This window comes from Heterorhizobium halophytocola (assembly GCF_017873095.1).
GTDB lineage: Bacteria > Pseudomonadota > Alphaproteobacteria > Rhizobiales > Rhizobiaceae > Allorhizobium > Allorhizobium halophytocola.
This window is the reverse complement of record NZ_JAGGJU010000003.1, coordinates 253,130-277,645: the sequence shown is the minus strand read 5'-3', so window position 1 is coordinate 277,645 and position 24,516 is coordinate 253,130. Positions and strand designations below refer to the sequence as shown.

At 62.5% G+C, this 24,516-nt stretch carries 27 protein-coding genes; 11 read left to right on the top strand and 16 right to left on the bottom strand.

The window, feature by feature from the left end; translation table 11 throughout:
- Positions 1 to 31: 31 nt before the first annotated feature.
- The 5 genes from frr to J2Z17_RS06820 all read right to left on the bottom strand — a co-directional run bounded on the left by frr (position 32) and on the right by J2Z17_RS06820 (position 4,488).
- Positions 32 to 592, bottom strand: a complete 561-nt coding sequence (frr, locus tag J2Z17_RS06840) for a ribosome recycling factor (RefSeq protein ID WP_209943431.1) — start codon at positions 590 to 592, stop codon at positions 32 to 34.
- A gap of 69 nt (positions 593 to 661) precedes the next feature.
- The gene (gene pyrH / locus J2Z17_RS06835; RefSeq protein WP_209943429.1) at positions 662 to 1,384 is read right to left on the bottom strand and encodes a UMP kinase; all 723 of its coding nucleotides are present in this window, start codon (positions 1,382 to 1,384) and stop codon (positions 662 to 664) included.
- Positions 1,385 to 1,487: 103 nt separating this feature from the next.
- On the bottom strand, positions 1,488 to 2,414 hold the full coding sequence (tsf, locus tag J2Z17_RS06830; RefSeq protein WP_209943427.1) for a translation elongation factor Ts: 927 nt from the start codon (positions 2,412 to 2,414) through the stop codon (positions 1,488 to 1,490).
- 274 nt (positions 2,415 to 2,688) lie between these two features.
- Positions 2,689 to 3,462, bottom strand: a complete 774-nt coding sequence (gene rpsB / locus J2Z17_RS06825; protein ID WP_209943425.1) for a 30S ribosomal protein S2 — start codon at positions 3,460 to 3,462, stop codon at positions 2,689 to 2,691.
- 195 nt (positions 3,463 to 3,657) lie between these two features.
- Positions 3,658 to 4,488: a cell envelope integrity EipB family protein gene (locus J2Z17_RS06820; protein WP_209943423.1), complete on the bottom strand. Its 831-nt coding sequence runs from the start codon at positions 4,486 to 4,488 to the stop codon at positions 3,658 to 3,660.
- 122 nt (positions 4,489 to 4,610) lie between these two features.
- Here J2Z17_RS06820 and J2Z17_RS06815 point away from each other — a divergent pair, with 122 nt between their 5' ends.
- The 4 genes from J2Z17_RS06815 to J2Z17_RS06800 all read left to right on the top strand — a co-directional run bounded on the left by J2Z17_RS06815 (position 4,611) and on the right by J2Z17_RS06800 (position 7,613).
- Positions 4,611 to 5,078, top strand: a complete 468-nt coding sequence (locus tag J2Z17_RS06815; RefSeq protein ID WP_209943421.1) for a RidA family protein — start codon at positions 4,611 to 4,613, stop codon at positions 5,076 to 5,078.
- On the top strand, positions 5,078 to 5,815 hold the full coding sequence (locus tag J2Z17_RS06810) for a glycerophosphodiester phosphodiesterase (RefSeq protein ID WP_377300225.1): 738 nt from the start codon (positions 5,078 to 5,080) through the stop codon (positions 5,813 to 5,815). Before J2Z17_RS06815 ends, J2Z17_RS06810 begins: the two co-directional genes overlap by 1 nt.
- 97 nt (positions 5,816 to 5,912) lie before the next feature.
- Entirely contained in the window at positions 5,913 to 7,115 is a 1,203-nt protein-coding gene (locus J2Z17_RS06805; protein ID WP_209943419.1) for a GNAT family N-acetyltransferase, read from the top strand.
- Positions 7,116 to 7,190: 75 nt separating this feature from the next.
- Positions 7,191 to 7,613 (top strand): HIT family protein, encoded by a 423-nt coding sequence (locus J2Z17_RS06800; protein ID WP_209943417.1) that lies wholly within the window; start codon positions 7,191 to 7,193, stop codon positions 7,611 to 7,613.
- A 34-nt stretch (positions 7,614 to 7,647) separates the two neighbouring features.
- Here J2Z17_RS06800 and J2Z17_RS06795 read toward each other — a convergent pair whose 3' ends face one another.
- The 8 genes from J2Z17_RS06795 to cysE form a co-directional block, all read right to left on the bottom strand.
- The gene (locus tag J2Z17_RS06795) at positions 7,648 to 8,001 is read right to left on the bottom strand and encodes a hypothetical protein (RefSeq protein ID WP_209943415.1); all 354 of its coding nucleotides are present in this window, start codon (positions 7,999 to 8,001) and stop codon (positions 7,648 to 7,650) included.
- 398 nt (positions 8,002 to 8,399) lie between these two features.
- Positions 8,400 to 8,744, bottom strand: coding sequence for an AzlD domain-containing protein (locus J2Z17_RS06790; protein WP_209943412.1), 345 nt, complete (start codon positions 8,742 to 8,744; stop codon positions 8,400 to 8,402).
- Complete coding sequence (locus J2Z17_RS06785; RefSeq protein WP_245223910.1) at positions 8,741 to 9,490, bottom strand: AzlC family ABC transporter permease; 750 nt, start codon at positions 9,488 to 9,490, stop codon at positions 8,741 to 8,743. The genes J2Z17_RS06790 and J2Z17_RS06785 overlap by 4 nt, the downstream gene beginning before the upstream one ends.
- A gap of 72 nt (positions 9,491 to 9,562) precedes the next feature.
- Positions 9,563 to 12,040, bottom strand: coding sequence for an ATP-dependent Clp protease ATP-binding subunit ClpA (gene clpA / locus J2Z17_RS06780; protein ID WP_209943410.1), 2,478 nt, complete (start codon positions 12,038 to 12,040; stop codon positions 9,563 to 9,565).
- A 10-nt stretch (positions 12,041 to 12,050) separates the two neighbouring features.
- Positions 12,051 to 12,398 (bottom strand): ATP-dependent Clp protease adapter ClpS, encoded by a 348-nt coding sequence (clpS, locus tag J2Z17_RS06775; RefSeq protein WP_209943408.1) that lies wholly within the window; start codon positions 12,396 to 12,398, stop codon positions 12,051 to 12,053.
- Positions 12,399 to 12,645: 247 nt separating this feature from the next.
- Positions 12,646 to 12,996, bottom strand: coding sequence for a phasin family protein (locus J2Z17_RS06770; RefSeq protein ID WP_209943406.1), 351 nt, complete (start codon positions 12,994 to 12,996; stop codon positions 12,646 to 12,648).
- Positions 12,997 to 13,174: 178 nt separating this feature from the next.
- The gene (locus J2Z17_RS06765) at positions 13,175 to 13,378 is read right to left on the bottom strand and encodes a DUF3126 family protein (protein ID WP_209943759.1); all 204 of its coding nucleotides are present in this window, start codon (positions 13,376 to 13,378) and stop codon (positions 13,175 to 13,177) included.
- Positions 13,379 to 13,505: 127 nt separating this feature from the next.
- Entirely contained in the window at positions 13,506 to 14,330 is an 825-nt protein-coding gene (gene cysE, locus J2Z17_RS06760) for a serine O-acetyltransferase (protein ID WP_209943404.1), read from the bottom strand.
- Positions 14,331 to 14,403: 73 nt separating this feature from the next.
- Between cysE and J2Z17_RS06755 the strand changes: the two genes are divergently transcribed.
- Complete coding sequence (locus J2Z17_RS06755; protein WP_209943402.1) at positions 14,404 to 15,207, top strand: enoyl-CoA hydratase-related protein; 804 nt, start codon at positions 14,404 to 14,406, stop codon at positions 15,205 to 15,207.
- A gap of 35 nt (positions 15,208 to 15,242) precedes the next feature.
- On the opposite strand, the gene J2Z17_RS06750 is transcribed toward J2Z17_RS06755, so the two are convergent.
- The gene (locus tag J2Z17_RS06750) at positions 15,243 to 16,025 is read right to left on the bottom strand and encodes an alpha/beta fold hydrolase (RefSeq protein WP_209943400.1); all 783 of its coding nucleotides are present in this window, start codon (positions 16,023 to 16,025) and stop codon (positions 15,243 to 15,245) included.
- 170 nt (positions 16,026 to 16,195) lie between these two features.
- On the opposite strand from J2Z17_RS06750, the gene J2Z17_RS06745 reads away from it, so the two are divergent.
- Together J2Z17_RS06745 and J2Z17_RS06740 are read left to right on the top strand one after the other, a co-directional pair.
- The gene (locus J2Z17_RS06745; protein WP_209943398.1) at positions 16,196 to 16,441 is read left to right on the top strand and encodes a zinc-finger domain-containing protein; all 246 of its coding nucleotides are present in this window, start codon (positions 16,196 to 16,198) and stop codon (positions 16,439 to 16,441) included.
- Between the two features lie 37 nt (positions 16,442 to 16,478).
- Entirely contained in the window at positions 16,479 to 17,642 is a 1,164-nt protein-coding gene (locus J2Z17_RS06740) for an FAD-dependent monooxygenase (protein WP_209943396.1), read from the top strand.
- Positions 17,643 to 17,645: 3 nt separating this feature from the next.
- Here the strand turns inward: J2Z17_RS06740 and J2Z17_RS06735 are convergent, their stop codons facing one another.
- On the bottom strand, positions 17,646 to 18,836 hold the full coding sequence (locus J2Z17_RS06735) for a cystathionine beta-lyase (RefSeq protein WP_209943394.1): 1,191 nt from the start codon (positions 18,834 to 18,836) through the stop codon (positions 17,646 to 17,648).
- A gap of 378 nt (positions 18,837 to 19,214) precedes the next feature.
- Here J2Z17_RS06735 and J2Z17_RS06730 point away from each other — a divergent pair, with 378 nt between their 5' ends.
- The 4 genes from J2Z17_RS06730 to J2Z17_RS06715 all read left to right on the top strand — a co-directional run bounded on the left by J2Z17_RS06730 (position 19,215) and on the right by J2Z17_RS06715 (position 23,513).
- Positions 19,215 to 20,243: an amino acid ABC transporter substrate-binding protein gene (locus J2Z17_RS06730; RefSeq protein ID WP_209943392.1), complete on the top strand. Its 1,029-nt coding sequence runs from the start codon at positions 19,215 to 19,217 to the stop codon at positions 20,241 to 20,243.
- A 108-nt stretch (positions 20,244 to 20,351) separates the two neighbouring features.
- Positions 20,352 to 21,545 carry an amino acid ABC transporter permease gene (locus J2Z17_RS06725; protein WP_209943390.1) on the top strand — a complete coding sequence of 398 codons (1,194 nt, stop codon included), beginning with the start codon at positions 20,352 to 20,354 and terminating at the stop codon, positions 21,543 to 21,545.
- A gap of 1 nt (position 21,546) precedes the next feature.
- Entirely contained in the window at positions 21,547 to 22,704 is a 1,158-nt protein-coding gene (locus tag J2Z17_RS06720; RefSeq protein WP_209943388.1) for an amino acid ABC transporter permease, read from the top strand.
- Between the two features lie 38 nt (positions 22,705 to 22,742).
- Complete coding sequence (locus J2Z17_RS06715) at positions 22,743 to 23,513, top strand: amino acid ABC transporter ATP-binding protein (protein ID WP_209943386.1); 771 nt, start codon at positions 22,743 to 22,745, stop codon at positions 23,511 to 23,513.
- Between the two features lie 140 nt (positions 23,514 to 23,653).
- Here J2Z17_RS06715 and J2Z17_RS06710 read toward each other — a convergent pair whose 3' ends face one another.
- A complete protein-coding gene (locus J2Z17_RS06710) occupies positions 23,654 to 24,406 on the bottom strand; it encodes a nuclease (RefSeq protein WP_209943384.1) in 753 nt (250 codons plus the stop codon).
- Between the last annotated feature and the right edge of the window lie 110 nt (positions 24,407 to 24,516).

Sequence of the window (24,516 nt, the reverse complement as noted above, 5' to 3'; positions counted from 1 at the left end):
TAAGACGAGATTTCAGCACAGTCGCAGGCAATTAGACCTGCATGATTTCCTTTTCCTTTTCGACGAGCAAGCGATCAACGTCGGAAATCGTGTCGTCGGTCATCTTTTGCACCTTTTCGGAAAGCGCGCGACTCTCGTCCTGGCCGATCACGCCGTCCTTTTCGGACTTCTTCAGACCGTCCATGCCGTCCCGGCGCACGTGACGAATCGCGACCTTGCTCTTTTCGGCATAGTCATGGGCGACCTTGACCAGCGACTTGCGGCGCTCTTCGTTGAGTTCCGGCAACGGGATGCGCAGGTTCTGCCCATCCATGATCGGATTGAGGCCGAGATTGCTCTCGCGGATGGCGCGGTCGACGGCGCCGACCATCGACTTGTCCCAGATCGAGACGCCGAGCATGCGCGGCTCAGGGACCGTAATATTGGCCACCTGGTTCAAAGGCACGCGCGATCCATAGGCCTCGACCGTCACCGGATCGAGAATGTTGGCCGAGGCGCGCCCGGTGCGCAGCGACGCGATGTCGCTCTGGAACGCGTTGATCGCACCGTCCATGCGGCGCTTGATGTCATTCAGGTCAATGCCTTCAGTCATTGTCGGTAACTCCCGTTCTTCCCCGGCATCGCCTCGCATCATCATTGCGCGCGGGATGCCTCGTTCAAGTCAAGTGTCGGAGACGATGGTCTTGCGGCCACCGCCTGCCAGGATATCGCAAAAGCCGCCCGTCTCGTGGATCGAGAAGACGATGATCGGAATCGCGTTTTCGCGGGCCAGGGCCACGGCCGCCACATCCATCACCGCCAGGCCCTTTTCCAGGACTTCGCTATGGGTCAGCTGATCGAAGCGGGTGGCGTCCGGCACCTTTTTCGGATCGGCGGAATAGATGCCGTCCACCTGGGTGCCCTTGAAGATCGCCTCGGCATTCATTTCGGCCGCGCGCAGGGCGGCGGCGGAGTCGGTGGTGAAATAGGGATTGCCGGTGCCGCCGGCGAAGATCACGACGCGCCCCTGCGCCAGATGGTGCTGGGCACGACGCTGGGTGAAGCTTTCGCAGATCTCGGGCATGGCGATCGCCGAGAGGACGACGGTCTCGACATCGAGCTTGCGCAGCGAGGTCGCCAGCGCCAGCGCATTGATCACCGTGCCGAGCATGCCCATGTGGTCGCCTGTTACCCGGTCGCCGCCCTTGGAGGCCACGGCCACGCCACGGAAAATGTTGCCGCCGCCGACGACAACGCCGACCTCGACGCCCATCTGGCGTGCATTGGCAATGTCAGAAGCAATCCGGTCGGCCACGGCCACGTCGATGCCGAAGCCCTGACTGCCCATCAGTGCCTCGCCGGAGGCCTTCAGAAGAACCCGTTTATAGAGCGGTTTTGACGTCATGTCGGCTCCTCAAAATGAACTCACAGCCGGATACACGAAGGGCATCGCGTTGTCACGCGATGCCCTGAGTTTTCCCTAACGAGGGCGATCCCTTCGACAGGAATCAACCCTTGGCAGCAGCCGCCACTTCGGCTGCGAAGTCGCTTTCTTCCTTCTCGACGCCTTCGCCGAGCAGCAGACGGGCCATGCCGGTCAGTTCGATCGGCGCGCCGACCTCCTTTTCGGCTTCCTTCAGCGCAGCACCGACCGTCAGGTCGGGGTTGATGACGAAGGCCTGCGACAGAAGCGCGACTTCCTCGAAGAACTTGCGCATGCGGCCTTCGACCATCTTCTCGATGATCGCTTCCGGCTTGCCGGACTCCCGCGACTGCTCGATGAAGACGTTGCGCTCGCGCTCGGCGACGGCGGCATCGACTTCTTCCGCGCGGATGGCGAGCGGGTTGGTGGCGGCAACATGCATGGCGATCTGGCGACCGATCTGCGTCAGCTTTTCCTTGTCGCCGGTCGACTTCAGCGCCACGAGAACGCCGAGCTTGCCGAGACCGTCGGCAACCGCATTGTGGACGTAGGTGGCGACGACGCCCTCTTCGACCTCGAGGCGGGCTGCGCGGCGAAGGCTCATGTTCTCGCCGATCGTGCCGATCGCGTCCTTGATCGAGTCGGCGACCGACTTGCCGGTTGCCGGATAGGTTGCAGCCGCAACAGCCTCGACCGAACCGTCGGTTTCCAGGGCGACCTGGGCAAAGCCGCGGACCATGTCCTGGAAGGCATCGTTGCGGGCCACGAAGTCGGTTTCCGAGTTGACTTCGACGACGACAGCCGCCGTGCCGGCGCTGGCCACACCGATCAGACCTTCGGCGGCCGTGCGGCCCGACTTCTTGTCGGCCTTGGCGATGCCCTTGGCGCGCAGCCAGTCGATGGCGGCTTCCATGTCACCGTTGTTCTCGGTGAGCGCCTTCTTGCAGTCCATCATGCCTGCGCCGCTCTTTTCGCGCAGTTCCTTCACCAGTGCAGCAGTGATTTCAGCCATTGTTTGCCTCTTGATCGTTTCGCTCGGCGCAGATGCAGCTCAGTCGGCCGCGATCGGCGCGCATAGGCACGAAATGTACCCTTGAATATGACGTCGTGATGAAACTCCCATCACGTCAAAATGTCCCCGAAGGCGCAACAGGCCGGACGGATCCGGCGATCGCCACGCCTCAAAGGAACAGGCCGCCCAAGCATCCTTTTGTCAAAGGGTGTGGCGGCCAGGTCCTGACCGAAGCCGGGGCCGCCTGAACGGCCCCGCCTCGATGGCCGACGCCTCAGGCGCTGGCGCTTGCTTCTTCTTCCAGAGCCGGCTCGATCAGCGCTTCGTCCGAAGCACCGAGATCGCGACCGGATGCGCCCTGCTGGCGCGCGATGCCGTCGATGGCAGCGCGTGCGATCAGGTCGCAGTAGAAGGCGATGGCGCGCGATGCGTCGTCATTGCCCGGGATCGCATAGTCGATCTGGTCCGGATCGCAGTTCGAGTCGATGATCGCGACGACCGGGATGCCGAGGCGCTTGGCTTCGTCGATCGCGATCTTTTCCTTGTTGGTGTCGATGATGAACATCAGGTCCGGAGTGCCGCCCATGTCGCGGATACCGCCGAGGGCCTTTTCAAGCTTCTCGCGTTCGCGGTCGAGGGTCAGACGCTCCTTCTTGGTGAAGCCCTGCGCTTCCGAGTTCAGGATCTCGTCGAGCTTGCGCAGACGCGCGATCGAGTTCGAGATGGTCTTCCAGTTGGTCATCATGCCGCCGAGCCAGCGGGAGTTGACGTAATACTGGGCCGAACGCTTGGCAGCATCGGCGATCTGCTCGGATGCCTGACGCTTGGTGCCGACGAACAGAACGCGACCGCCACGGGCTACCGTGTCGGAAACGACCTGAAGGGCCTTCGAAAGCATCGGGACGGTCTGAGCGAGGTCGATGATGTGGACGTTGCTGCGGTCACCAAAGATGTAAGGTTTCATCTTCGGGTTCCAGCGGTGCGTCTGGTGACCAAAGTGTACGCCTGCTTCCAGCAGCTGGCGCATGGTAAAATCGGGCAATGCCATGCCTGTTCTCCTTTTTCCGGTTTAACCCCCGCGCAGCAAACAGCATCTTCGATGCCACCGGCGGAACGGACCGGATTTCTCCCGGTCAATCCCAAGCCACGCGTGTGGAATGGAGGTGCCCATATAGGTCCCGGGACGGGAAAGCAAGGAATTTGTGACAAAAGACGGGACAAGCCGCCCGGCAGCGGTCAGGCGTCAGTGGCAGGCGCCGTCGTCGAGAACATCCAGCGTCTTCAGCCGTGCCTTCAGCACGAAGTCGCCATAGTCGAGCGTCAGATCCCGGGTGATGCCGTTCTCGTAAAGCTTGAAGGTCTGGGTATAGACCGGCAGCTGGTCGCCCGGGTTCTTGTCATCGTAATAGGCGATGGACACAGGCCAATAGGGCATCGAGGCAAGATCCTTCCCCATCGCCCTGGTTTCCGCATCCGGCTTTTTCGGCTTTTCCTGGTCGCCGACGACGACGGTCGTCAGATAGCCGATATCGCCGTCTTCCGAGCCGTCAAAGATCCGGGTTTCGAAAATGTGCTGGTGGCGCTCGGCATGCTTGATGATCTCGATCATGTGGGCGGCCGGAAACCGGCTGTCGGCAATCTCGACCATGCGCTGGTCGGGCTTCGTCAGATTGATCTTGATGCCCTTGTCGTCTTCCTGCGCCGCGCCGCTGACGCCCTTGTCGAGACGCTGGTCGGTGAAGGACTTGGTCTCGAATTCGAAGCGGCCGCTCTTCACGTCCTCGTACATCACGCTCTGCTGGTCGGTGATGCGCACATCGTCGCCGGTGTCGATCCGGTTCACGAAGCGGAAATTGGTGGTGTAGCCCGAGCAGGCGGTGCCGCTGAATTGGTAGACCAGCCGGCCTTCCAGCCCTTCGATGCCGGAGCGGTCGGAGGCATCCTGAAGGGCAACGTCATAGACCGCCCGGTGGCCGATCAGGCCCTCACCGACGCCGGCGCGTGCGCCGTCCGTGCCGATGCAAAGTGACAGAGCGCCCACGCTCAACGCAATCGCCGTCGTCGCGCGTTTCATGCAATTCCTCCTGTCGGACTCGCCACAGATGCGATATGAGAATCCCGTGCGTTTCTCTCACGGCCCCTTGCCCCTTGAATGCAGGATTCCGGGCCACTTTACAACAAAACCGGGTAATTAAAATGTCACAGACCATCGAAAGCCGCCTCGAGGCCAAGGGCATCGCCCTGCCCGCAGCGGCCGCCCCTGCCGCAAACTATGTTCCTTATGTCATCAGCGGCAACCTGCTCTATCTCTCCGGACAATTGCCGATGGAAAACGGCAAAGTTGGGGTGACCGGGCTGGTGGGCACCGAAGTGGCGCTTGAAGACGCGCAGCGCGCGGCCGAACTCTGCGCCATCAACATCCTGGCGCAGGCAAAGGCGGCGCTCGGCGGCGACTTGTCGCGCATCGTGCGGATCATCAAGCTCAACGGCTTCGTCGCTTCCGGCGCCGGCTTCACCGACCAGCATCTCGTCATCAACGGCGCCTCCAACCTGATCGCCGACATCCTGGGCGATGCCGGCCGCCACGCCCGCGCCGCCGTCGGCATGGCCGCGCTGCCGATGAACGCCGCCGTCGAGATCGACGCCATCATCGAGATCGCCTGATGGCGCCACTGGCCTTTCTCACCGAGCAGCCGATCGCCCATCGCGGGCTTCACGACATGAACAAGGCCGTCTGGGAAAACACCCTGGCGGCGGCAACCCGCGCCATCGAGGCGGGCTTTGCCATCGAATGCGATATCCAGCTGTCGGCCGACAGCGTGCCGATGGTCTTTCATGACGGCGACCTGAAGCGGCTTTGCGGCATCAATGGCGAGGTGCGCGAGCGCACCGCCGTCGAACTGCAGGCTCTCTCCATCGGCGGGACGAAGGAAAAGATTCCGACGCTGAAACAGCTGTTTGACCGGGTAAAGGGCCAGGTGCCGCTGGTGATCGAACTGAAGGGCGCCAAGGCCGAGGACGATGACGGCTTTGCCGACGACGTGCTGGAAGTGCTCGAAGGCTACAAGGGCCCCGTCGCGCTGATGAGTTTCGATCATCACCTGCTGAAGGCGCTGAAGGAGGCCAAATGCCCCTACCCCGTCGGACTGACGGCGGAAGGCGCCAAGCCGGAAGACTTCTTCATCCACGACGAGGCCATGGCCTATGGCCTGGACTTCATCTCCTATGCCGTGGCGCATCTGCCCAACAGCTTCATCGCCGCCCAGCGCGCGCGCGGGCTACCGGTCATTACCTGGACGGTCAGGGATGAAATGATGCGCGAGCGGACCTATATGCATGCTGATCAGATGACCTTCGAAGGCTTCGACCCTGGAGCAACCGGCGCCCGATCGGACGCATAGGGAACGCTCCAGCTCTTTCAAACCCGGCATCGGGCCTTGCGGAACGGCCGTTCCGACTTCCGGCCCGATGCTCCAGGAAACAGCAGACAGCGACCGCATGACGCAAAACGTCACCATCAGGATCGCAGGATCCTTCGACGAGATCGCGCCCGAGGACTGGGGGCGGCTCACCGGCACCGTCCGGCGCGACGGCGAGACCTATAATCCGTTTCTCAGCCACGCCTTCCTTTCCTCGCTCGAACAGTCCGGCTCCGCCACGCGCGAAACCGGCTGGCTGGGCCATCATCTGCTGATGGAAACCGAAGGCGGACCGCTGATCGGCGCCATGCCCTGCTATCTGAAAAACCACAGCCGCGGCGAATATGTCTTCGACTGGGGCTGGGCCGATGCCTTCGAGCGGGCCGGCGGGCGCTATTATCCGAAGCTGCAGTGTTCGGTGCCGTTCACCCCGGCGACAGGACCGCGCCTGCTGACCGGCCGCGGGGTCGAGGCGTTGAGCGCCCAGGCTGTGCTCGCCGAGAGCCTGGCGGAAGTCACCCAGCGCCTCGGCGCATCCTCCGCCCATGTCACCTTCCTGCCGGAAGACGAGCTGACCGCCTTCGAAAGCGCCGGCTATCTGCACCGCACCGACCAGCAGTTCCATTTCATCAACAAGGGCTATGCCGATCACGAGGCGTTCCTGGCGGAACTCTCGTCGTCCAAGCGCAAGAACCTGCGCAAGGAAAGACGGGCGGCGCTGGAAGGCGGGATCACGATCGACTGGCTGACCGGCCGCGACCTGACAGAGAACGTGTGGGACCAGTTCTATGCCTTCTATGCCGACACGGGCGGCCGCAAATGGGGCAAGCCCTATCTGACGCGGAACTTCTATTCGCTGATCGGCGAACGCATGCCGGACGACATATTGCTGGTCATGGCCAAGCGCGAGGGTCGCTATGTCGCGGGCGCGATCAATTTCATCGGTTCGGACACGCTTTATGGGCGCCACTGGGGATGTATCGAGGATCACCCCTTCCTGCATTTCGAGGTCTGTTATCACCAGGCGATCGATTTTGCCCTCGCCCACAAGATGAAGACCGTGGAGGCGGGCGCGCAGGGCGAGCACAAGCTGGCGCGGGGCTATCTGCCGGTTACCACCCATTCCGCCCACTACATTCCGCATCCGGGCCTGCGGCAGGCGATATCGGACTATCTCGATCACGAGCGGGAGGACGTCGCCCATACCGGCGAATATCTGCAGGAGCACAGCCCGTTCCGCCGCGGGGAATTGCAGCAGCGTTGCGTCGAGCCGGACGAATAGCCGGGCCGGCTCAAAGGCTTGCCCCGGACGGCCGTGACCCTTTAACTAGCTGCCAAACAGCCGAGGAGATTCCCGATGACCGCCGCTTATGAACCCGACAATATCTTCGCCAAGATCATCGCCGGCGAAATTCCCTCGGTCAAACTCTACGAGGACGAGGACACGCTGGCCTTCATGGATGTAATGCCGCAGGCGCCGGGCCATCTGCTGGTGATTCCGAAATCGCGCGCCCGCAACCTTCTCGACGCCGACCCCGCCGTGCTCGGCAAGCTGATCGCCGTGGTGCAGATGCTGGCCAAGGCCGCCAAGACAGCGTTTGCCGCCGACGGCGTCTATGTCGCCCAGTTCAACGAACCGGCGGCCGGCCAGACCGTCTTCCACCTGCATTTCCACGTCGTGCCGCGCATGGACGGCGTCCCCCTGAAGCCGCATGCCGGCGGCATGGCCGATGTCGAGATGCTGAAGGAACAGGCGGAGCGCATCAAGGCGGTGCTCTGAGACGCCGACACGATCACGGCGGTCGACGGTCCTGTCAATTTGGCGGCCGTTGTCCGCCGGACGGACGGGCCGTCGACCTGAAATCGATGACATCAGGAAGACGCAGGGCGGCCGATTTCAGGATCTGCGTGCCGGTCACCTGGATGTGCCTTGCCCGCAAATAGGCAGCCAGCTCGTCCGCCCTGGCGGCTGCGAGGATATCGGCGCCCCGCGACAAGGCATGGACAATGCCATCCATCGACTCATCAATTTCGTCCTGCAGCCGGCGCGTAGCCTGCGGCGGTCGGACGGCGGTGGAGCCGGACGCTGCACACGGCGCGCCGCGGAGGACGGTGTCCCCGGGTCCGATACCTTGCCCCGCTCGCTGCCAATTCAAGTCATCCGGCATCGTATGCCTCCATGATGAAATACCCATGCTTCTGTGTGCCAAGGCAGAGGGAAAAGGTTCGAAACAGTCCTGATTGTTCGCTTTTCTGACGTTGGGACTGCCGGTAGGCGGCGCCCTGATTGGTACGGACACCAGCCCTTGATCGTCGAGATGTCATTGGAAACGATAGATCTGAGAAACCGGCCGTCCTCACCGCATCGCCAACTCGCGGCCCGGTGGCGCCGGCGTCATCGCGGTCGCGAGGACAAACGAGAGCGCCAACACACGAGGGCGGCTCTGCCAATCACCAGTGATCGCGGATGCCGAGTTGGCTCATGGCCGACGGGGGGCGAAACCGTATCTGTGAAGCGGGCGCGGTATCATGGGAACAGAGCGGACGCCGCGAAGAGGCCCGCGCCTCAGAGGCTCCAACCGAGCGCCAGCAGGCCGCCCACCAACAGCCCGACGGAGACGAGGACGCCGACGAAGACCTTCTGTCCGCTGGCGAGGAAGGCGCAGAAGCCGAGGGCTGCGGCACCGATCCTCAGCCAGAGCGGTGCATCGGCGAGCGTGCCGGTCGGCAGTACGACGAGCTTGGCGGTGACGGCCATGACCAGCGAGGTGGCAACCGCGCGGACCCATCTCAGCGCTTCGGACTCTTCATTCAGCCGGCTCCCGGCAATCACCCCCAGCCAGCGCCAGACATCGGTCGCCAGCCACCCGCCGAGGATGATGACGATATAGACCCACCAGTTCTCGATCATGCCTTGCCACCCTCCGCGACAGCCCTGCGGCTGCGCCAGCCGCGATCGATCAGATAGGCAAGCGTGCCGCCGCCGATGCCGGCAATCAGGATATCCCAGCCGGGCAGCAGGAGCGCCAGCGTCGGGCCGGACACCAGGCCGATGACATAGGCAAGCCGCACCACCGCCTGTTTCGACGTGAGCCAGATGGAGGCGATGAAATAGACCGGCGTCAGGAAGAACAGCGCTCCGGCCACCAGCGGCGGGAAGCCGGCCACCAGGCCGTAGCAGATGCCGACGATCAGCGTGTTGACCGCCGTCAGAGTGTAGCCGAAGCCAAGAAAATAGATGACGCGGTGCTCGCGCGGCACCGACTTCACCGTCTGCATGGCGAACACCCAGGCGGTGATGGCGACCACGTGGGAGCAGAGAAGCAGGATCAGGACGGAGGTCTTTTTCGTGCGGATTTCCGGCACGAGGGCTGCGACCATCGGCATCATCCGGATCGACGACAGCGAGACGGCGACGATGATCGCAATCAGCGGCGCGCCGCCCGACAGCATGCCGGTCAGGATCATCGCCGCCGGCAAGGCCCAGACGCTGAAGGTCATGAACATCGCCTCGCCGCGCGTCAGGCCTGCCTCGAAGGCAAAGGCGGCGAAGCCGACGAAGGAACACATCAGGATCAGGGCGGGAATGGAGAACAACCCGCGCATCCCCTGAAGGAGCCAATAGGAGGCGGGGCGGTCATCGAGGATATCGGACATGCCCTATGCGCTAGCGCAAAAAAGGGGACCGGGCAATGCCCGGTCCCCTTGCTCTCGGTACGCTCGCAGGCGTTATTTCTTCGGCACCCGCGGTACGGCACTCTTGCGCTTCGGCGCGTCGTCCGCATCGGCCTTGGCCGAGTCGCTCGCGGCCGATTTGGCCTTGGACTTCGCCTTGGCGGGCTTCTTCTTCTTGCCGTCGTCCTTGGCATCTTCGAGCTCAGGCTCGTTCTTCGGCTTGACCGGCGCCAGTTCGGAGACGGTTTCCAGGTCGAGGATATCCTCGCCCTTGTCGTCCTTCTTCGTGCCGACCTTGACGACGCCGCCCTTTTTGAGCTTGCCGAACAGGATCTCGTTGGCGAGCGGCTTCTTGATATATTCCTGGATCACGCGGCCCAGCGGTCGCGCACCCATCTTCTCGTCGTAACCGCGTGTCGCCAGCCATTCGACGGCCGCATCGCTGAGGTCGAAGGTGACATTGCGTTCCGACAGCTGGCTCTCCAGCTGCATGACGAACTTCTGCACGACCTGGTTGATGACGTCGGTGGGCAGCGGTGCGAAGGGAATGACCGCATCCAGACGGTTGCGGAATTCCGGGGTGAACAGGCGGTTCAACGCCTCTTCGTCTTCGCCGCTGCGCTTGGACGAGCCGAAGCCGATCGCCGCGCGTGCCATTTCGGACGCCCCCGCATTCGTCGTCATGATCAGGATGACGTTGCGGAAGTCGATCTTCTTACCGTTATGGTCGGTCAGCGAGCCATGGTCCATCACCTGCAACAGGATGTTGAAGATGTCGGGATGCGCCTTCTCGATCTCGTCGAGCAGGACCACCGAATGCGGATGCTGGTCGACGCCATCGGTCAAGAGACCGCCCTGGTCGAAGCCGACATAGCCGGGAGGTGCACCGAGCAGACGCGAAACCGTGTGCCGCTCCATGTATTCCGACATGTCGAAGCGCAGCAGTTCCACCCCGAGCGACGAGGCAAGCTGCTTGGTGACCTCCGTCTTGCCGACGCCTGTCGGGCCGGAAAAGACATAGGCACCGATCGGCTTGTCGGGCTCGCGAAGGCCGGCACGCGCCAGCTTGATCGCGGTCGAGAGCGCCTCGATGGCGGCATCCTGGCCGTAGACGACCGAGCGCAGTTCCTGCTCGAGATTGGCAAGCACCTGCTCGTCGTCCTTCGACACCGTCTTCGGCGGGATCCGCGCCATGGTGGCGATCGTGACCTCGATCTCCTTGTCGGTGATCAGCTTGCGGCGACGCGACTGCGGCAGAAGCATCTGGGCCGCCCCGGTCTCGTCGATCACGTCGATCGCCTTGTCCGGCAGCTTGCGGTCGGAGATGTAGCGGGCCGAGAGTTCCACCGCAGCCTTGATCGCGTCATTGGTATAACGCAGCTTGTGGTAATCCTCGAAATACGGCTTCAACCCCTTCATGATCTCGATCGCATCGTCGATCGACGGCTCGTTGACGTCGATCTTCTGGAAGCGGCGAACAAGGGCCCGGTCCTTTTCGAAGAACTGGCGGTATTCCTTGTAGGTCGTCGAACCGATGCAGCGGATCGCACCCGAAGACAAAGCCGGCTTCAGAAGGTTGGAGGCATCCATCGCACCGCCCGACGTCGCGCCCGCACCGATGACGGTGTGGATCTCGTCGATGAACAGCACTGCGCCAGGATAGTCCTCGAGCTCCTTGACGACCTGCTTCAACCGTTCTTCGAAATCGCCGCGATAGCGGGTGCCGGCCAGAAGCGTGCCCATGTCGAGCGAGAAGATCGTCGCGTCGGCGAGTGCTTCGGGAACCTTGCCCTCGACGATCCGCTTGGCCAGACCTTCGGCGATCGCCGTCTTGCCGACGCCGGGATCACCGACATAGAGCGGATTGTTCTTCGAGCGGCGGCACAGGACCTGAATGGTCCGGTTGACTTCGTCATTGCGGCCGATCAGCGGGTCAATCCGGCCACCCTTGGCCTTTTCGTTCAGATTGACGCAGTAGGCCTTGAGGGCTTCCTGCTGCTTCTTCTGACCGGCCTCTTCCGGGTCGCGGCCCTGCTTGGCCTCGCCCTCGCTTTCCTCCGCACCGCGCGGCGGCCGGGAGGGGGTGGCGCCGGGGCGCTTGCCGATACCGTGGCTGATGTAGTTGACCGCGTCGTAGCGGGTCATTTCCTGCTCCTGCAGGAAATAGGCAGCATGGCTTTCCCGTTCGGCAAAGATCGCCACCAGCACATTGGCACCGGTGACTTCCTCGCGACCGGACGACTGGACATGGATCACCGCGCGCTGGATGACGCGCTGGAAGCCGGATGTCGGCTTGGAATCCTCGTCGTAGCCGGTAATCAGGTTGGCAAGCTCGTTGTCGACATAGTCGGTCACGGTCTTGCGCAGGGCGTCCAGATTGACGTTACACGCCCCCATTACGGCGGCAGCGTCAGCATCATCGATCAAGGCGAGCAACAGGTGCTCGAGCGTCGCATATTCATGGTGACGCTCGTTGGCGTAGGTCAGTGCCTGATGCAGTGCTTTCTCGAGGCTGGGAGAAAATGTTGGCACAGTCAGATCCTCATTTCTTTTCCATCACGCATTGAAGCGGATGCTCGTGCTGTCTTGCGAAGTCCATCACCTGGCTGACCTTGGTCTCGGCAACCTCGTAGGTGAACACGCCACATTCGCCTACGCCGTGATTATGCACATGCAACATGATACGTGTCGCGGCTTCCAGGTCTTTCTGGAAAAACCGCTCCAGAATGTGAATGACGAACTCCATCGGCGTATAGTCGTCATTGAGAAGTAGCACGCGATACAGATTGGGCTTTTTCGTCTTAGGCTTGGTACGCGTGATCACCGAGGTGCTGCGACTGGCGTTGTCCCCATCCCCTTGCTGTTGCATGAGAAGTGGCTTGGCGATCATTCCGTTCGTTCTCCTTGCCCGGGCGCCAGCGAAAAGCGTCCGAAGCGCGTCTGTCATTAAGTAGTTCGATTTGAGCCGATTTTAAGCCCACCACTCTCCGGTGCCAACGGAAATTGTGCAGCGGTTCGTCCAATGTAGGCGCAAAGCGGGGGATTTGCGATGATAAAAACAGAAGAACCGGCCGCGATGAACGGCCGGTTCCGACAAAACCACTGAATTTGCACCCGCAAGGATGCATGGATGGGCCTCAGGCTGCGACTTTGGCAGCGGCCGGTGTGGCCTTCTTCATCTGAGTCTCTACCGGCTTGTAGGCGGTCTTGGCCAGATCCGAATACATTTCACTCAGCTTGGTGGCCTCGGCAATGAAGCCCTCATAGGAGGATTTCACATAGCCCTGCTGCAGTTCGACGGCGGCCTCGATGCTTTTCACACCGGTCAGGGCCTCCATGTAGGAGGTCATGTCCTGGAAAGACTTCTTCGAATATTCGGACGCCTCGGCAGCGATCGCCTGAAAGGCCTTGGCGACTTCCGAATAATTCTTCAGCGCCGTGTCCATCACTTCCTTGCTCTGCTTGTTGGCTTCTTCAAAATTGAACATCTTGAAATCTCCTTCCCTATCGCGAGTTGAGCCTCAAATATAAGGAAAGCTTAACTTTTGGTCAAGTGTTTTTTGTGCGACGCACATAAACCCGTGGTTGTATTATTTCTGTCAAAAAAAGCCTGCGATGCTGATGCGCCGCAGACTTTTGACAAGACGCAGTCTCAAGCCTTGCGGTTCAGAGATCGACGTCGAGGATCGCCATCGAGAAATTATAGGACAGGTCGCCGTCCTCATCGTCCTTGAAGACCACGCCCAGGAACTCTTCCCCGATATAGACCTCGGCGGAATCGTCCTTGCGGGGACGGGCCTTGACGACCATGTTCGGGTTGAACATGCGCTTGAAATAGACGTCGAGCTTCTTGATTTCGTCGGGCTTCACCAGTGTCTCCATCGGGCTGTTCAAATCGGTGCGCCTTGTCGCACGGCGCAATTGGCGGTGTAAACCCGAGGCGACCGGATTTCTTCCCGGCATGGCCGGTTTTGACCGGCCGGCCATGCCTGCGACCTCAATCCTCGCCGCGCAGCAGCTGGTCCATCGAGCGCGCCGGCTCGGCGCAGCCGGCCTCGCCGACGACGCGGGCCGGAACACCGGCAACGGTCGAGCATGGCGGCACGGCCTTCAGCACCACCGAGCCTGCGGCCACGCGCGAGCATTTGCCGACGACGATATTGCCGAGCACCTTTGCGCCCGCTCCAATCAGCACGCCATCGGAAATCTTCGGATGGCGATCGGCGCCTTCCTTGCCGGTGCCGCCAAGGGTGACGCCGTGCAGGATCGAGACATTGTCGCCGATCCGCGCCGTCTCGCCGACGACGAGACCCGTGGCATGATCGAGAAAGATGCCCTTGCCGATCTGTGCCGCCGGATTGATGTCGGTCTGGAACACGCTCGACGAGCGGCTTTGCAGATAGAGCGCAAGGTCGCGGCGGCCGTGGCGATGCAGCCAATGGGCCAGGCGATGGGTCTGGATCGCATGGAAGCCCTTGAAATAGAGGACCGGATCGAGAAAGCGCAGGCATGCCGGATCGCGGTCGTAGACGGCCTGGATGTCGACCCGCAGGATCGACGACCATTCCGGCCAGTCGGCCAGCATTTCCTCGAAGGTCTGACGCAGGAGAACCGCCTGGAGATCGGCATGATCCAGCCGCTCGCAGATCCGATGGATCACGCATTCCTCCAGCGAACGATGATTCAGCACCGTCGAATAGAGAAAGGCAGCCAGCAAGGGCTCCTGTTGCGCGGCAGCGCGCGCTTCATGGCGCAGGCTGTCCCAGATGGGGTCCATCGACTTCACATGCTCGACCCGCAGCTCTTCACTCTTCGCCGACATGGCGTTCTCCTCGTCAGTCCGGTGAAGCTTCTATATAGATGAAGAACAGGGTGTTATAAATGGGCGTGATGCGATGAAAATGAACAAAGCCTTTGCGGGCGACCGACTGACGGCTTCAACCGTCGACGGCATAGGCAGCCTGGTGCTCGACAATCCGCCCCGCAAAAACGCCGTGACGCTGGCGATGTGGCGGGCCCTTCCGGATGCGATCCACTTCCTTGCGGGCGAGGCCGGTGCCCGCGTCATCGTGCTGTCGGGCGCAGGCGCGACGGATTTTTCCGCCGGCGCCGACATTTCCGAATTCCCGACGGTGCGCAAGGATGCCGAGACGGCGCGGGTCTACGAGGCCGCCAATTCCGCAGGCTTTGCCGCCGTCAGGGGGGCGCGCGTGCCGGTGATCGCCGCCGTGCGCGGCATCTGTTACGGCGGCGGCTTCGGCCTTGCCGCGGCAGCCGATGTGCGGCTTGCCGACGAGACCGCAAGCTTCTGCATCCCGGCCGCGCGGCTGGGCCTTGCCTATCCGGCCGATGCGGTGATGGATCTGCTGCATGGTCTCGGCTCGCAGCTCGCCCGCACCGCCCTTTTCACCGGCCAGCCGATCCCGCCCGATCAGCTCCTGGCGCAAGGGTTCCTCAGTGACCGTGTCGCCGCCGTCGCGCTGGAAGAGACCGTGCTCAGGCTTGCCCGACAGATCGCCGACAATGCGCCCTTGTCGGTCCAGGCCGCAAAACTGGCGATACGCGCCGTCGAGGAGGGCGATGCAGCGCTTCTGAGCGAGGCGGCCGTCATCGGTGCCTCGACTGTCGACAGCGCCGATTACGCCGAGGGACGCGCGGCCTTTGCCGCCCGGCGCAAGCCGCTGTTTACCGGGCGATAGAGGCGCCAAGGCGCCCTGCCCGCTCGCGCCGCGGTTCAGCCGTCGAGCCTGCCGTAGAAGTCGAGAACGGCGGATTTGAACACCTTGTCGCCGACGGCCAGCATGTGGTCGCGGTTGGGGATGTCGATGGCGTGCGCATCCGGCATCAAATCGGCCAAAGCCTGGCCGGAACCGGCAATATCGTCCTTGGTGCCGACCGCGATCAGCGTCGGCTGGCGCACCGAGGCAACCTCCTCGGGCGTGACGAGCTGGCGCGAGGTCTCGATACAGGCCGCGAGCGCGAAGCGGTCGGACCGGGTCTGGTCGGCGAAGATGCGGAACATGCGCCCGCGCTCGTGGGTGACGTCGGAGAGTTGCGGCGCCAGGAGTGCCGCCGCAATCGGGTCCCAGTCGCCGACACCCTCGATCATGCCGATGCCGAGTCCGCCAAGGACCAGCGAGCGGACGCGCTCAGGATGGGCGAGCGTCAGGAAGACCGACAGCCGCGCGCCCATCGAATAGCCCATGACATGCGCCTGCTCGATACCGAGATGGTCGAGAAGCGCGCGCGAATCCTCGGCCATTTCGGGCGGGAAATAGGCATCCGAATCATGCGGCTTGTCGCTGGCGCCGTGGCCGCGATTGTCGATGGCGATTACCCGGTAACCGGCTTCGACCAGCGTCTTTACCCATCCCGGATGCACCCAGTTGACCGATGCCGTCGACGCAAAGCCGTGGATCAGCAGCACCGGCGGCGCATCGCGCTCACCCACGTCGAAATAGGCAAGTTGCAGGCCGTCATGATAAAAGAGCGAAAAAGCCGGGGCATTCAGGTTCATTGCAGGCGGGATCCCTTGGACACAATCGGGCGCACTGTAAGAGAAGGCGGGGCCGGATCAAACGGCTGCGCGGCGATTTTCTGTGCAATGTGCGGCATTGCGCCCCTACACATTTGTCATGAAGGCGTCTAAGGTCCGGCAAAATCAGACCATGCATCGGAGACAAACCCATGGCCGGGCACACCATTCCCCATTTCCAGAACGACGGTGGCCATTCGCTGATCGAGATCGGCGTCAAGGAATTCATGTGCACGGGCGCCAACCAGCCCTTCGATCATCCGCACATCTTCATCGACCTCGGCGGCGACACTGAAAAGGTCTGCTCCTACTGCTCGACCCTCTACCGCTACAATCCTTCGCTGAAGGCCGACCAGACCAACCCGCAAGGCTGCGTCTACCACGTCAAGGCCGCCTGACCGCCTGCGGCACCTGCCGCAGCGTCGAGGAAATTTCATGCCCATCAAAACTGCAGCGATCGTCGGAGCCGGGGTCGCAGGACTTTCGGCTGCCCTCGCCCTCGCCCGCCATGGCATCGAGAGCGATATCATCGAGCAGGCAGCCCAGCTGTCCGAAGTCGGTGCCGGCCTGCAGATCTCGCCCAATGCCTCGCGCATTCTCGACGCGCTCGGCGTGCTGGACACGCTCAAAGACAAGTGGAACGAGCCGGACTGGCTGAACCTGATGGATGGTCGCCGGCTGAAACCGCTCACCGCCCTGCCCGCCGGCCAGTTTGCCCAGCGGCGCTGGGGCGCGCCCTACGGGGTGCTGCACCGGGCCACCCTGCAGCAGGCCTTGCTGCAGGCGGTCATCGACAATCCCCTCTGCCGCCTGCATCTGGACGCGCGGCTGCTGTCGCCCGACCGCGCCTCGGTCGAGGCACTGACCGGCCGCGCGGCCGCGATGACCATCGGCGCCGACGGCGTCTGGTCGGTGATGCGGGCCGCGATCGCCAATAGCCCGAAGGTCGATTTTTCCGGCAATATCGCCTGGCGCTTCACCGTGCCGCGCAAGGATGCCCCCGATTTCCTCCGGGCCGAAAACCTGATGGCCTTTCTCGGGCCCGACAGCCATCTGGTCAGCTATCCGCTGCGGGAGACCGATGCGGTCAACGTGGTGGCGATCACCGCCGGGGCGACCACCGGCGAGACCTGGGCGAGCAAGGGGTCTGACGCCGAGCGCGCCATGCTGGTGCGCCGCTTTGCACGCTGGCACCCGGCGGTGCGGCAATTCCTGGCCGGCGCTCCCGATCCCAGCTTCTGGCCCCTGTACCAGGCCGGCGACGGCCGCTGGCACAATGATCGCGATACCGTGCTGATCGGCGATGCGGCGCACGCCATGATGCCCTTTGCCGCCCAAGGGGCCGGCATGGCCATCGAGGATGCGTTTGCGCTGGCCTCGGCGGTCGCCACGCGGCCCCTCGGCGAGGCGCTTTTGCAGTTCGAGCAGATGCGCAAGCCGCGCATCGCAAAGGTTCGCCGCCGCGCCGACCTCAACCGGTTTGCCTATCACGCCCGAGGCCCGTTCCGGCTCGGACGCGACATGGTGTTTTCGCTGCGCCCGCCCGAGCGGCTGGCCGCAGACCTCGACTGGCTCTACGGCTACCGCTGCGGGCTCTGACGCTCAGACCTCGGCGGCCGCGGCAAAGCCGCGCGCGAGATCGGCGGTCAGATCCTCGACATTTTCCAGTCCGATCTGCAGGCGGATCACGGCCCCCTCCTCGGGCGCCTTGCGGATGGTGCGGTCCGACAGATCGACCGGCACCGCCAGGCTTTCGTAACCGCCCCAGGAATATCCGAGCCCGAAGATGTTGAGGGCATTGAGGAAGGCACGGGCCTTCGGCTTGAACTTCGCCGGGTCGTCGGCGGCCAGGACGAAGGAGAAGATGCCGCTGGCGCCCTTGAAGTCGCGCTTCCAGATCTCGTGACCGGGAAAGCTCGGCAGCGCCGGATGCAATACGCGGGCGACGTCGTCGCGCGGCTCCAGCCATTCGGCCACCTGCAGGGCCGCCTTTTGATGCGCCTCCAGCCGCAGCCCCATGGTCCGCAGACCGCGCAGGATCATGTAGCTGTCGTCGGGCGAGGCCGACATGCCGAGCACGGTATAGGCGTCCTCGAGCTTCTTCCAGTGCGCCGCATTGGCGGAGACCGTGCCCATCAGGATATCCGAATGACCGGAGGGATATTTGGTCGCCGCATGGATCGACACGTCGACACCGAAATCGAGTGCCTTGAAGAAGATCGGCGTCGCCCAGGTATTGTCCATCGTGACCACGCAGTCATGCCGGTGCGCGGCCTCGGCGATCGCGCGGATGTCCTGCATCTCGAACGTGTTGGAGCCCGGTGCCTCGGTGTGCACCAGCCTGGTGTTGGGCCGGATCAATGCCTCGATTCCGGCGCCGATCTCGGGGTCGTAATATTCCACCTCGACGCCGAGCCGCTTCAGCATGCCGTTGCAAAAGCGGCGGCACGGGCCGTAGACGCTGTCGACGATCAGCGCATGATCGCCTGCCGACAGATAGGCAAGGAACGGCACGGTGATGGCGGCAAGCCCAGACGGCACGAGGATGGTGCCGGCAGAGCCTTCCAGTGCATCGATGGCCGAACACAGGGCGTCCGTCGTCGGGGTGCCATGGGTACCATAGGTGTATTTCTGATTCCGTGTTTCCATCGTCTGGACATCGGGAAACAGCACGGTCGAGGCATGGACGACGGGCGGATTGACGAAACCATGATATGCGAAGGGATCATTGCCGAGATGGCAAAGTTGCGTGTCCCTGCCGGCTGCAGCCAGCGCGTTTTTCCGATCGTCCATGCTTGAGATACCTGTTTTCAGAATGCGGGAGCGTCAAGTTTTGGCCTTGCTTGACGAGCGGGTCAAGACGGCTCGGCGGTTTAGGCCGCGGACGGCCGTTTGCCCAAGGGGATCGCTAAAACATGGCGCGAGCGACGCATTTTTGATCACCAGCTGCCCGCTCGAAAACCATTCTGCCGCATTTTAAGTCCGTTTTTGAAAATTGCCCTTTTTATGACCGATTTTGGTCAAGAAGGCTTGACCCGTCACCCCTTTGCGAAAGAGAGTGGGGGTATCCGTACCCGGGAGGTCAACGGATACGGGGGGCCTTGCGCAGTTCAGACTTTTCGCGCGCAATCCACCGTAAACAAAAATACAACAGACAAAGGTTGGGAAAAAATGAACAACAAGATTCTGTCAGCCGTACTCGGCGCCGCAGCAGTCGGTTTTGTCGCACCGGCAGCCTTCGCCGGTACGCTTGACGACGTCAAGGCCAAGGGCTTTGTACAGTGCGGTGTCAACGGTTCGAACCTCGCCGGCTTCGGCGCGCAGGATTCGTCCGGCAAGTGGTCCGGCCTCGACGTCGACATCTGCCGCGCCGTTGCCGCTGCCGTCTTCGGCGACGCTGAAAAGGTCAAGTACACGCCGCTGTCGGCCAAGGACCGCTTCCCGGCCCTGCAGTCGGGTGAAGTCGACATGCTGGCGCGTAACACCACCTGGACCGCCAGCCGCGACAGCCAGCTCGGCCTCGATTTCCGCGCCGTCAACTACTATGACGGCCAGGGCTTCATGGTCACCAAGGAACTGGGCGTAAAGTCGGCTCTCGAACTGTCGGGCGCTGCCGTCTGCGTACAGGCCGGCACCACCACCGAACTCAACCTCGCCGACTACTTCAAGGCCAACAGCCTCGAATACAAGCCGGTCGTGTTCGAAAAGCAGGAAGAAGTCGACGCTGCCTACCAGTCGGGCCGTTGCGACGTCTACACCACCGACCAGTCGGGCCTGTATTCGATCCGCCTGTCGCTGTCGAACCCGGATGATCACATGATCCTGCCGGAAATCATCTCCAAGGAACCGCTTGGCCCGGCCGTTCGCCAGAACGACTCCAAGTGGCTCGACGTCGTGTCCTGGGCTCACTACGCCATGGTTGCTGCTGAAGAATTCGGCATCACCTCGGACAACCTCGACGAGATGACCAAGTCCGACAACCCGGACATCAAGCGCTTCCTCGGCGAGGAAAAGGACCAGACGATCGGCAAGGACCTCGGTCTCGACGAGAAGTGGGCCTACAACATCGTCAAGCAGGTCGGCAATTACGGCCAGTCCTTCGAGCGCAATGTCGGCTCCGGCTCGCCGCTCAAGATCGAGCGCGGCCTGAACGCGCTGTGGACCAAGGGTGGTCTGCAGTACGCTCCGCCGATTCGCTAATACAGCGAAAAAACATGGAAGGCGCCTCGGCGCCTTCCATTCGTTAGAGAAGAACAATGCGGCCTTGCAAAAAACAAAAACGGGGGCCGTCGCAGTTGGGGATAACAGATGGCACTGGTCGCGACAGACCGGAACGGCTCAGGCCGTTCGGGCAAGTCCTTGCTTTATAATCCAGTCCTTCGGCAGTTTCTTTACCAGGCTTTGACCGTCATCTTCGTGGTGGGACTGATCTGGTACGCTGGCACAAATGCCGCGGAGAACCTGGCGCGGGCAAACATGACCGCCGGTTTCGGCTTCCTGAACAATCGAGCCGGCTTCGACATTGCCCAGACACCGCTCGCCTATTCGAGCGACGAAACCTATTTCGATGCCCTGATCATCGGCCTGATCAACACCCTGATCGTGGCCGTCGCCGGCATCATCACCGCCACCATCGTCGGACTGCTGGTCGGCGTCGGCCGCCTGTCCAACAACTGGCTGATCGCGCGGCTGACCACCGTCTATGTCGAGGTGTTCCGCAACATCCCGCCGCTGCTGGTCATCTTCTTCTGGTACATGACCATCCTGAACATCCTGCCCGGCGTGCGCGATGCGCTCTCGCTGCCGCTCTCGGTGTTCATCTGCAATCGCGGCCTCTATATGCCGGCGCCGATTTTCGGCGCGAATTTCGAATTCGTGCTTGTCGCCTTCGCCATCGGCATCATCGCGGCGATCTTCTACAGCCGCTGGGCCAATGCCCGCCAGCTCGCAACCGGCATCCGCCCGCCGGTTCTGTGGGTCAACCTGGCGCTGATCATAGGCCTGCCCGTGCTGGTCTTCCTCATCGTCGGCGCCCCGCTCACCTTCGACATTCCGGAGCTGGGCAAGTTCAACATGCGCGGCGGCACCGTGATCGGGCCGGAATTCCTGTCGCTCTACATGGCGCTGTCGTTCTACACCGCTGCCTTCATCGCGGAAATCGTTCGTGCCGGCATCCGCGGCGTATCGCATGGCCAGTCGGAAGCCGCCGCTGCCCTCGGCATCCGTGCGGGCCTGACGACCCGACTCGTGGTCCTGCCGCAGGCGCTGCGGATCATCATCCCGCCGCTGACTTCGCAATATCTCAACCTGACGAAGAACTCGTCGCTTGCCGTTGCCGTCGGTTATGCGGATCTCGTCGCCGTCGGCGGCACGATCCTCAACCAGTCGGGCCACTCGATCGAGATCATCGCGATCTGGATGGGTGTCTACGTCTCGATCAGCCTCGTGACATCGCTGTTCATGAACTGGTTCAACGCCAAGATGGCACTGGTGGAGCGCTGAGATGCAGGAAAATTACGTCCCTTACGTGCGCGAGGACTTTCTCGAGTCCAAGCCCGCCCCCACCGGTAACCGGTCGGCCGCCGGATGGATGCGCCGCAACCTGTTCGCCACACCGTTCGATTCGATCGTCAGTGTCGTCTTCGGCGTGATCGTCATCTGGTTCGTGATCTCGACCTTCGACTGGCTGTTCATCAACGCCGTGTGGATGGGCGGCGGACGCCAGGTCTGTGCAACCGATGTCCAGGGCGGCATTCGCGCCGACGGCTGGAGCGGTGCCTGCTGGGCCTATGTCGGCGACTACTTCACTCAGTTCATGGTGGGCTCATACCCCCGTGACCTGTTGTGGCGGCCGATCCTGGTGGCCCTCCTGTTCGTCGCCCTGCTCGTGCCGATGCTGATCCCGTCGGCACCGCGCAAGGGCCTGAACGCCATCCTGCTGCTGATCGTCCTGCCGATCGTCGCCTATATCCTGCTGCTCGGTGGCTATTTCGGCATGCGCCATGTGGAAACCAGCCTCTGGGGCGGCCTGATGGTCACCCTGCTGCTGTCCTTTGTCGGCATCGTCGTGTCGCTGCCGGCCGGCGTGCTGCTGGCACTCGGACGGCGCTCCAACATGCCGATCGTCAAGGCGGCCTGTGTCGGCTTCATCGAACTGGTTCGCGGCGTGCCGCTGATCACGGTGCTGTTCATGGCGAGCGTGCTGCTGCCGCTGTTCCTCGAACCCGGCAACAATATCGACAAGTTCGTCCGCGCCCTTGTCGGCGTCTCGATCTTTGCCTCCGCCTATATGGCGGAAGTGATCCGCGGCGGCCTGCAGGCCATTCCCAAGGGTCAGTATGAAGGTGCCGATTCCCTCGGCCTCAGCTATGGGCAGAAGATGACCTTCATCATCATGCCGCAGGCGATCAAGCTGGTCATTCCCGGCATCGTCAACACCTTCATCGGCATGTTCAAGGACACCTCGCTGGTGTCGATCATCAACATGTACGACCTGCTTGGAACCGTCAAAGCCAGCTTCGGCGACGCCTCCTGGCAGACCCCCGTGACACCGCTTACCGGCCTGATCTTCGCAGGCTTCATCTACTGGCTGTTCTGCTTCGGCATGTCGCGCTACTCGGCTTTCGTCGAACGGCGTCTCGACACCGGCCACAAGCGCTGACCAGCGGAACAAGAACAGTATCAAGAGGAATGACGACCATGGCTGAACCCGCCGCAAAACAAGAGATCTCCAAGACCGACGTGGCGATCGACATCATCAACATGAACAAGTGGTACGGCGACTTCCACGTGCTGCGCGACATCAACCTGAAGGTGATGCGCGGCGAACGCATCGTCATTGCCGGACCGTCGGGCTCCGGCAAGTCGACGATGATCCGCTGCATCAACCGGCTGGAAGAGCACCAGTCGGGCAATATCCTCGTCGACAAGATCGAGCTTACCAACGACCTGAAGAAGATCGACGAAGTGCGCCGCGAAGTCGGCATGGTGTTCCAGCACTTCAACCTCTTTCCGCATCTGACCATCCTGCAGAACTGCACGCTGGCGCCGATCTGGGTGCGCAAGATGCCGAAGAAGGAGGCCGAAGCGGTCGCGATGCACTATCTGGAGCGCGTCAAGATCCCGGAACAGGCCAACAAATATCCGGGCCAGCTTTCCGGCGGCCAGCAGCAGCGTGTGGCGATCGCCCGGGCGCTCTGCATGAAGCCGAAGATCATGCTGTTCGACGAGCCGACCTCGGCGCTCGACCCGGAAATGGTCAAGGAAGTGCTCGACACCATGGTCGGCCTTGCCGAAGAAGGCATGACCATGCTCTGCGTCACCCACGAAATGGGTTTCGCCCGGCAGGTCGCCAACCGGGTGATCTTCATGGACCAGGGCCAGATCGTCGAGCAGAATTCGCCGGCCGAATTCTTCGACAATCCGCAGCACGAGCGCACCAAGCTGTTCCTCAGCCAGATCCTGCACTGATCACGCGGCTGGGCGCCCCTGCCCGTCCAAATTTAAAAAGGCCCGCTGCAATTTGAAGGCCCGCTGCAATTTGCAGCGGGCCTTTTTTCTGTTCTGGTGCTGGGTATGGCGACGCATCCGGGCGTGTGGAAAGCCCGCTGCTAGGGGCACCAGCCGGCGGCGGCTCCTCGCGGGTGCGCCAGACCTTCCGAAGCCAGCACGGCGCCGACGGAACGGCCATTGCGCATCACCAGCCTTGCTGCGCCGGCGGTCGCCGCACCATCGGTGGTGGCGAGCTCGAAGCGGCCGGCATTCAACAATTCGCGCAGCCGCACCTTGGCGGCAAAGCCCAGATCGCGTTCCTGCTGGCATTTCGCCTGTTCCATCGCCGGCGCCGTGACGTCGGCCAGGACGATCTTCTGCTTGTGGAACCAGAGCGTATCCCCGGAGGCGACGCAATTGTCGAGGCCGGACGTGCCGCAATAGTAGAATGTGTTGGTAAAGCTTCGACCATTGATCGCCTGCCCGGCACTGGCAAGGCTGGCGGTCAGCGGACGCTTTTCCGGCACACCGACAGCTGCGGGCGGGATGTAGGCGGCATTGGTCGCGGCCGGCGCCGGGGTGACAGGTTTGGCGCGGGCCGGACTGATCGCCGCGACCGTCGCGCGATCGACGCCGCCCGGCGGCCGCCAGATCGGCTTCGGCTTGGACGCATCAACCGCCACCTGCTGGTGACGGGCGGCCGGCTTGCCGAAATAGCCGGCAAAATTCCGCTCCAGCTGCGGCTGGTGGTCATGGGCATAGATCGCCCCGCCGACCGCAAGCAGCGACAGGACCCACGGCCATGTCCGCCCGCCACCGGCCGACTTGCGCCGGCGGACCGGAGTTTTTCTGCTGGATTTTCGTCGAGCCATGCCAGCTCCTCATCATCGCGAGCCACTTGGGTTCAAGATTTGGCCGGAGAAGGTTAAGTCTTCGTCAATGCCGGTGCTTAATCCCGCCTCATGCCGGGACGGTTGAAGCC

Excerpts from the sequence above, each read along its gene's own strand:
- J2Z17_RS06820 (WP_209943423.1), bottom strand. The coding sequence starts at position 4,488 with ATGAAACGCGCGACGACGGCGATTGCGTTGAGCGTGGGCGCTCTGTCA.
- tsf (WP_209943427.1), bottom strand. The coding sequence starts at position 2,414 with ATGGCTGAAATCACTGCTGCACTGGTGAAGGAACTGCGCGAAAAGAGC.
- clpS (WP_209943408.1), bottom strand. The coding sequence starts at position 12,398 with ATGATCGCCAAGCCACTTCTCATGCAACAGCAAGGGGATGGGGACAAC.
- J2Z17_RS06770 (WP_209943406.1), bottom strand. The coding sequence starts at position 12,996 with ATGTTCAATTTTGAAGAAGCCAACAAGCAGAGCAAGGAAGTGATGGAC.
- frr (WP_209943431.1), bottom strand. The coding sequence starts at position 592 with ATGACTGAAGGCATTGACCTGAATGACATCAAGCGCCGCATGGACGGT.
- J2Z17_RS06715 (WP_209943386.1), top strand. The coding sequence starts at position 22,743 with ATGGCTGAACCCGCCGCAAAACAAGAGATCTCCAAGACCGACGTGGCG.
- J2Z17_RS06785 (WP_245223910.1), bottom strand. The coding sequence starts at position 9,490 with ATGTCCGATATCCTCGATGACCGCCCCGCCTCCTATTGGCTCCTTCAG.
- J2Z17_RS06790 (WP_209943412.1), bottom strand. The coding sequence starts at position 8,744 with ATGATCGAGAACTGGTGGGTCTATATCGTCATCATCCTCGGCGGGTGG.
- J2Z17_RS06725 (WP_209943390.1), top strand. The coding sequence starts at position 20,352 with ATGGCACTGGTCGCGACAGACCGGAACGGCTCAGGCCGTTCGGGCAAG.
- J2Z17_RS06815 (WP_209943421.1), top strand. The coding sequence starts at position 4,611 with ATGTCACAGACCATCGAAAGCCGCCTCGAGGCCAAGGGCATCGCCCTG.
- J2Z17_RS06755 (WP_209943402.1), top strand. The coding sequence starts at position 14,404 with ATGAAAATGAACAAAGCCTTTGCGGGCGACCGACTGACGGCTTCAACC.
- J2Z17_RS06720 (WP_209943388.1), top strand. The coding sequence starts at position 21,547 with ATGCAGGAAAATTACGTCCCTTACGTGCGCGAGGACTTTCTCGAGTCC.
- J2Z17_RS06745 (WP_209943398.1), top strand. The coding sequence starts at position 16,196 with ATGGCCGGGCACACCATTCCCCATTTCCAGAACGACGGTGGCCATTCG.
- J2Z17_RS06810 (WP_377300225.1), top strand. The coding sequence starts at position 5,078 with ATGGCGCCACTGGCCTTTCTCACCGAGCAGCCGATCGCCCATCGCGGG.
- J2Z17_RS06795 (WP_209943415.1), bottom strand. The coding sequence starts at position 8,001 with ATGCCGGATGACTTGAATTGGCAGCGAGCGGGGCAAGGTATCGGACCC.
- cysE (WP_209943404.1), bottom strand. The coding sequence starts at position 14,330 with ATGTCGGCGAAGAGTGAAGAGCTGCGGGTCGAGCATGTGAAGTCGATG.
- pyrH (WP_209943429.1), bottom strand. The coding sequence starts at position 1,384 with ATGACGTCAAAACCGCTCTATAAACGGGTTCTTCTGAAGGCCTCCGGC.
- J2Z17_RS06800 (WP_209943417.1), top strand. The coding sequence starts at position 7,191 with ATGACCGCCGCTTATGAACCCGACAATATCTTCGCCAAGATCATCGCC.
- rpsB (WP_209943425.1), bottom strand. The coding sequence starts at position 3,462 with ATGGCATTGCCCGATTTTACCATGCGCCAGCTGCTGGAAGCAGGCGTA.
- J2Z17_RS06750 (WP_209943400.1), bottom strand. The coding sequence starts at position 16,025 with ATGAACCTGAATGCCCCGGCTTTTTCGCTCTTTTATCATGACGGCCTG.
- J2Z17_RS06740 (WP_209943396.1), top strand. The coding sequence starts at position 16,479 with ATGCCCATCAAAACTGCAGCGATCGTCGGAGCCGGGGTCGCAGGACTT.
- J2Z17_RS06735 (WP_209943394.1), bottom strand. The coding sequence starts at position 18,836 with ATGGACGATCGGAAAAACGCGCTGGCTGCAGCCGGCAGGGACACGCAA.
- J2Z17_RS06805 (WP_209943419.1), top strand. The coding sequence starts at position 5,913 with ATGACGCAAAACGTCACCATCAGGATCGCAGGATCCTTCGACGAGATC.
- J2Z17_RS06710 (WP_209943384.1), bottom strand. The coding sequence starts at position 24,406 with ATGGCTCGACGAAAATCCAGCAGAAAAACTCCGGTCCGCCGGCGCAAG.
- J2Z17_RS06730 (WP_209943392.1), top strand. The coding sequence starts at position 19,215 with ATGAACAACAAGATTCTGTCAGCCGTACTCGGCGCCGCAGCAGTCGGT.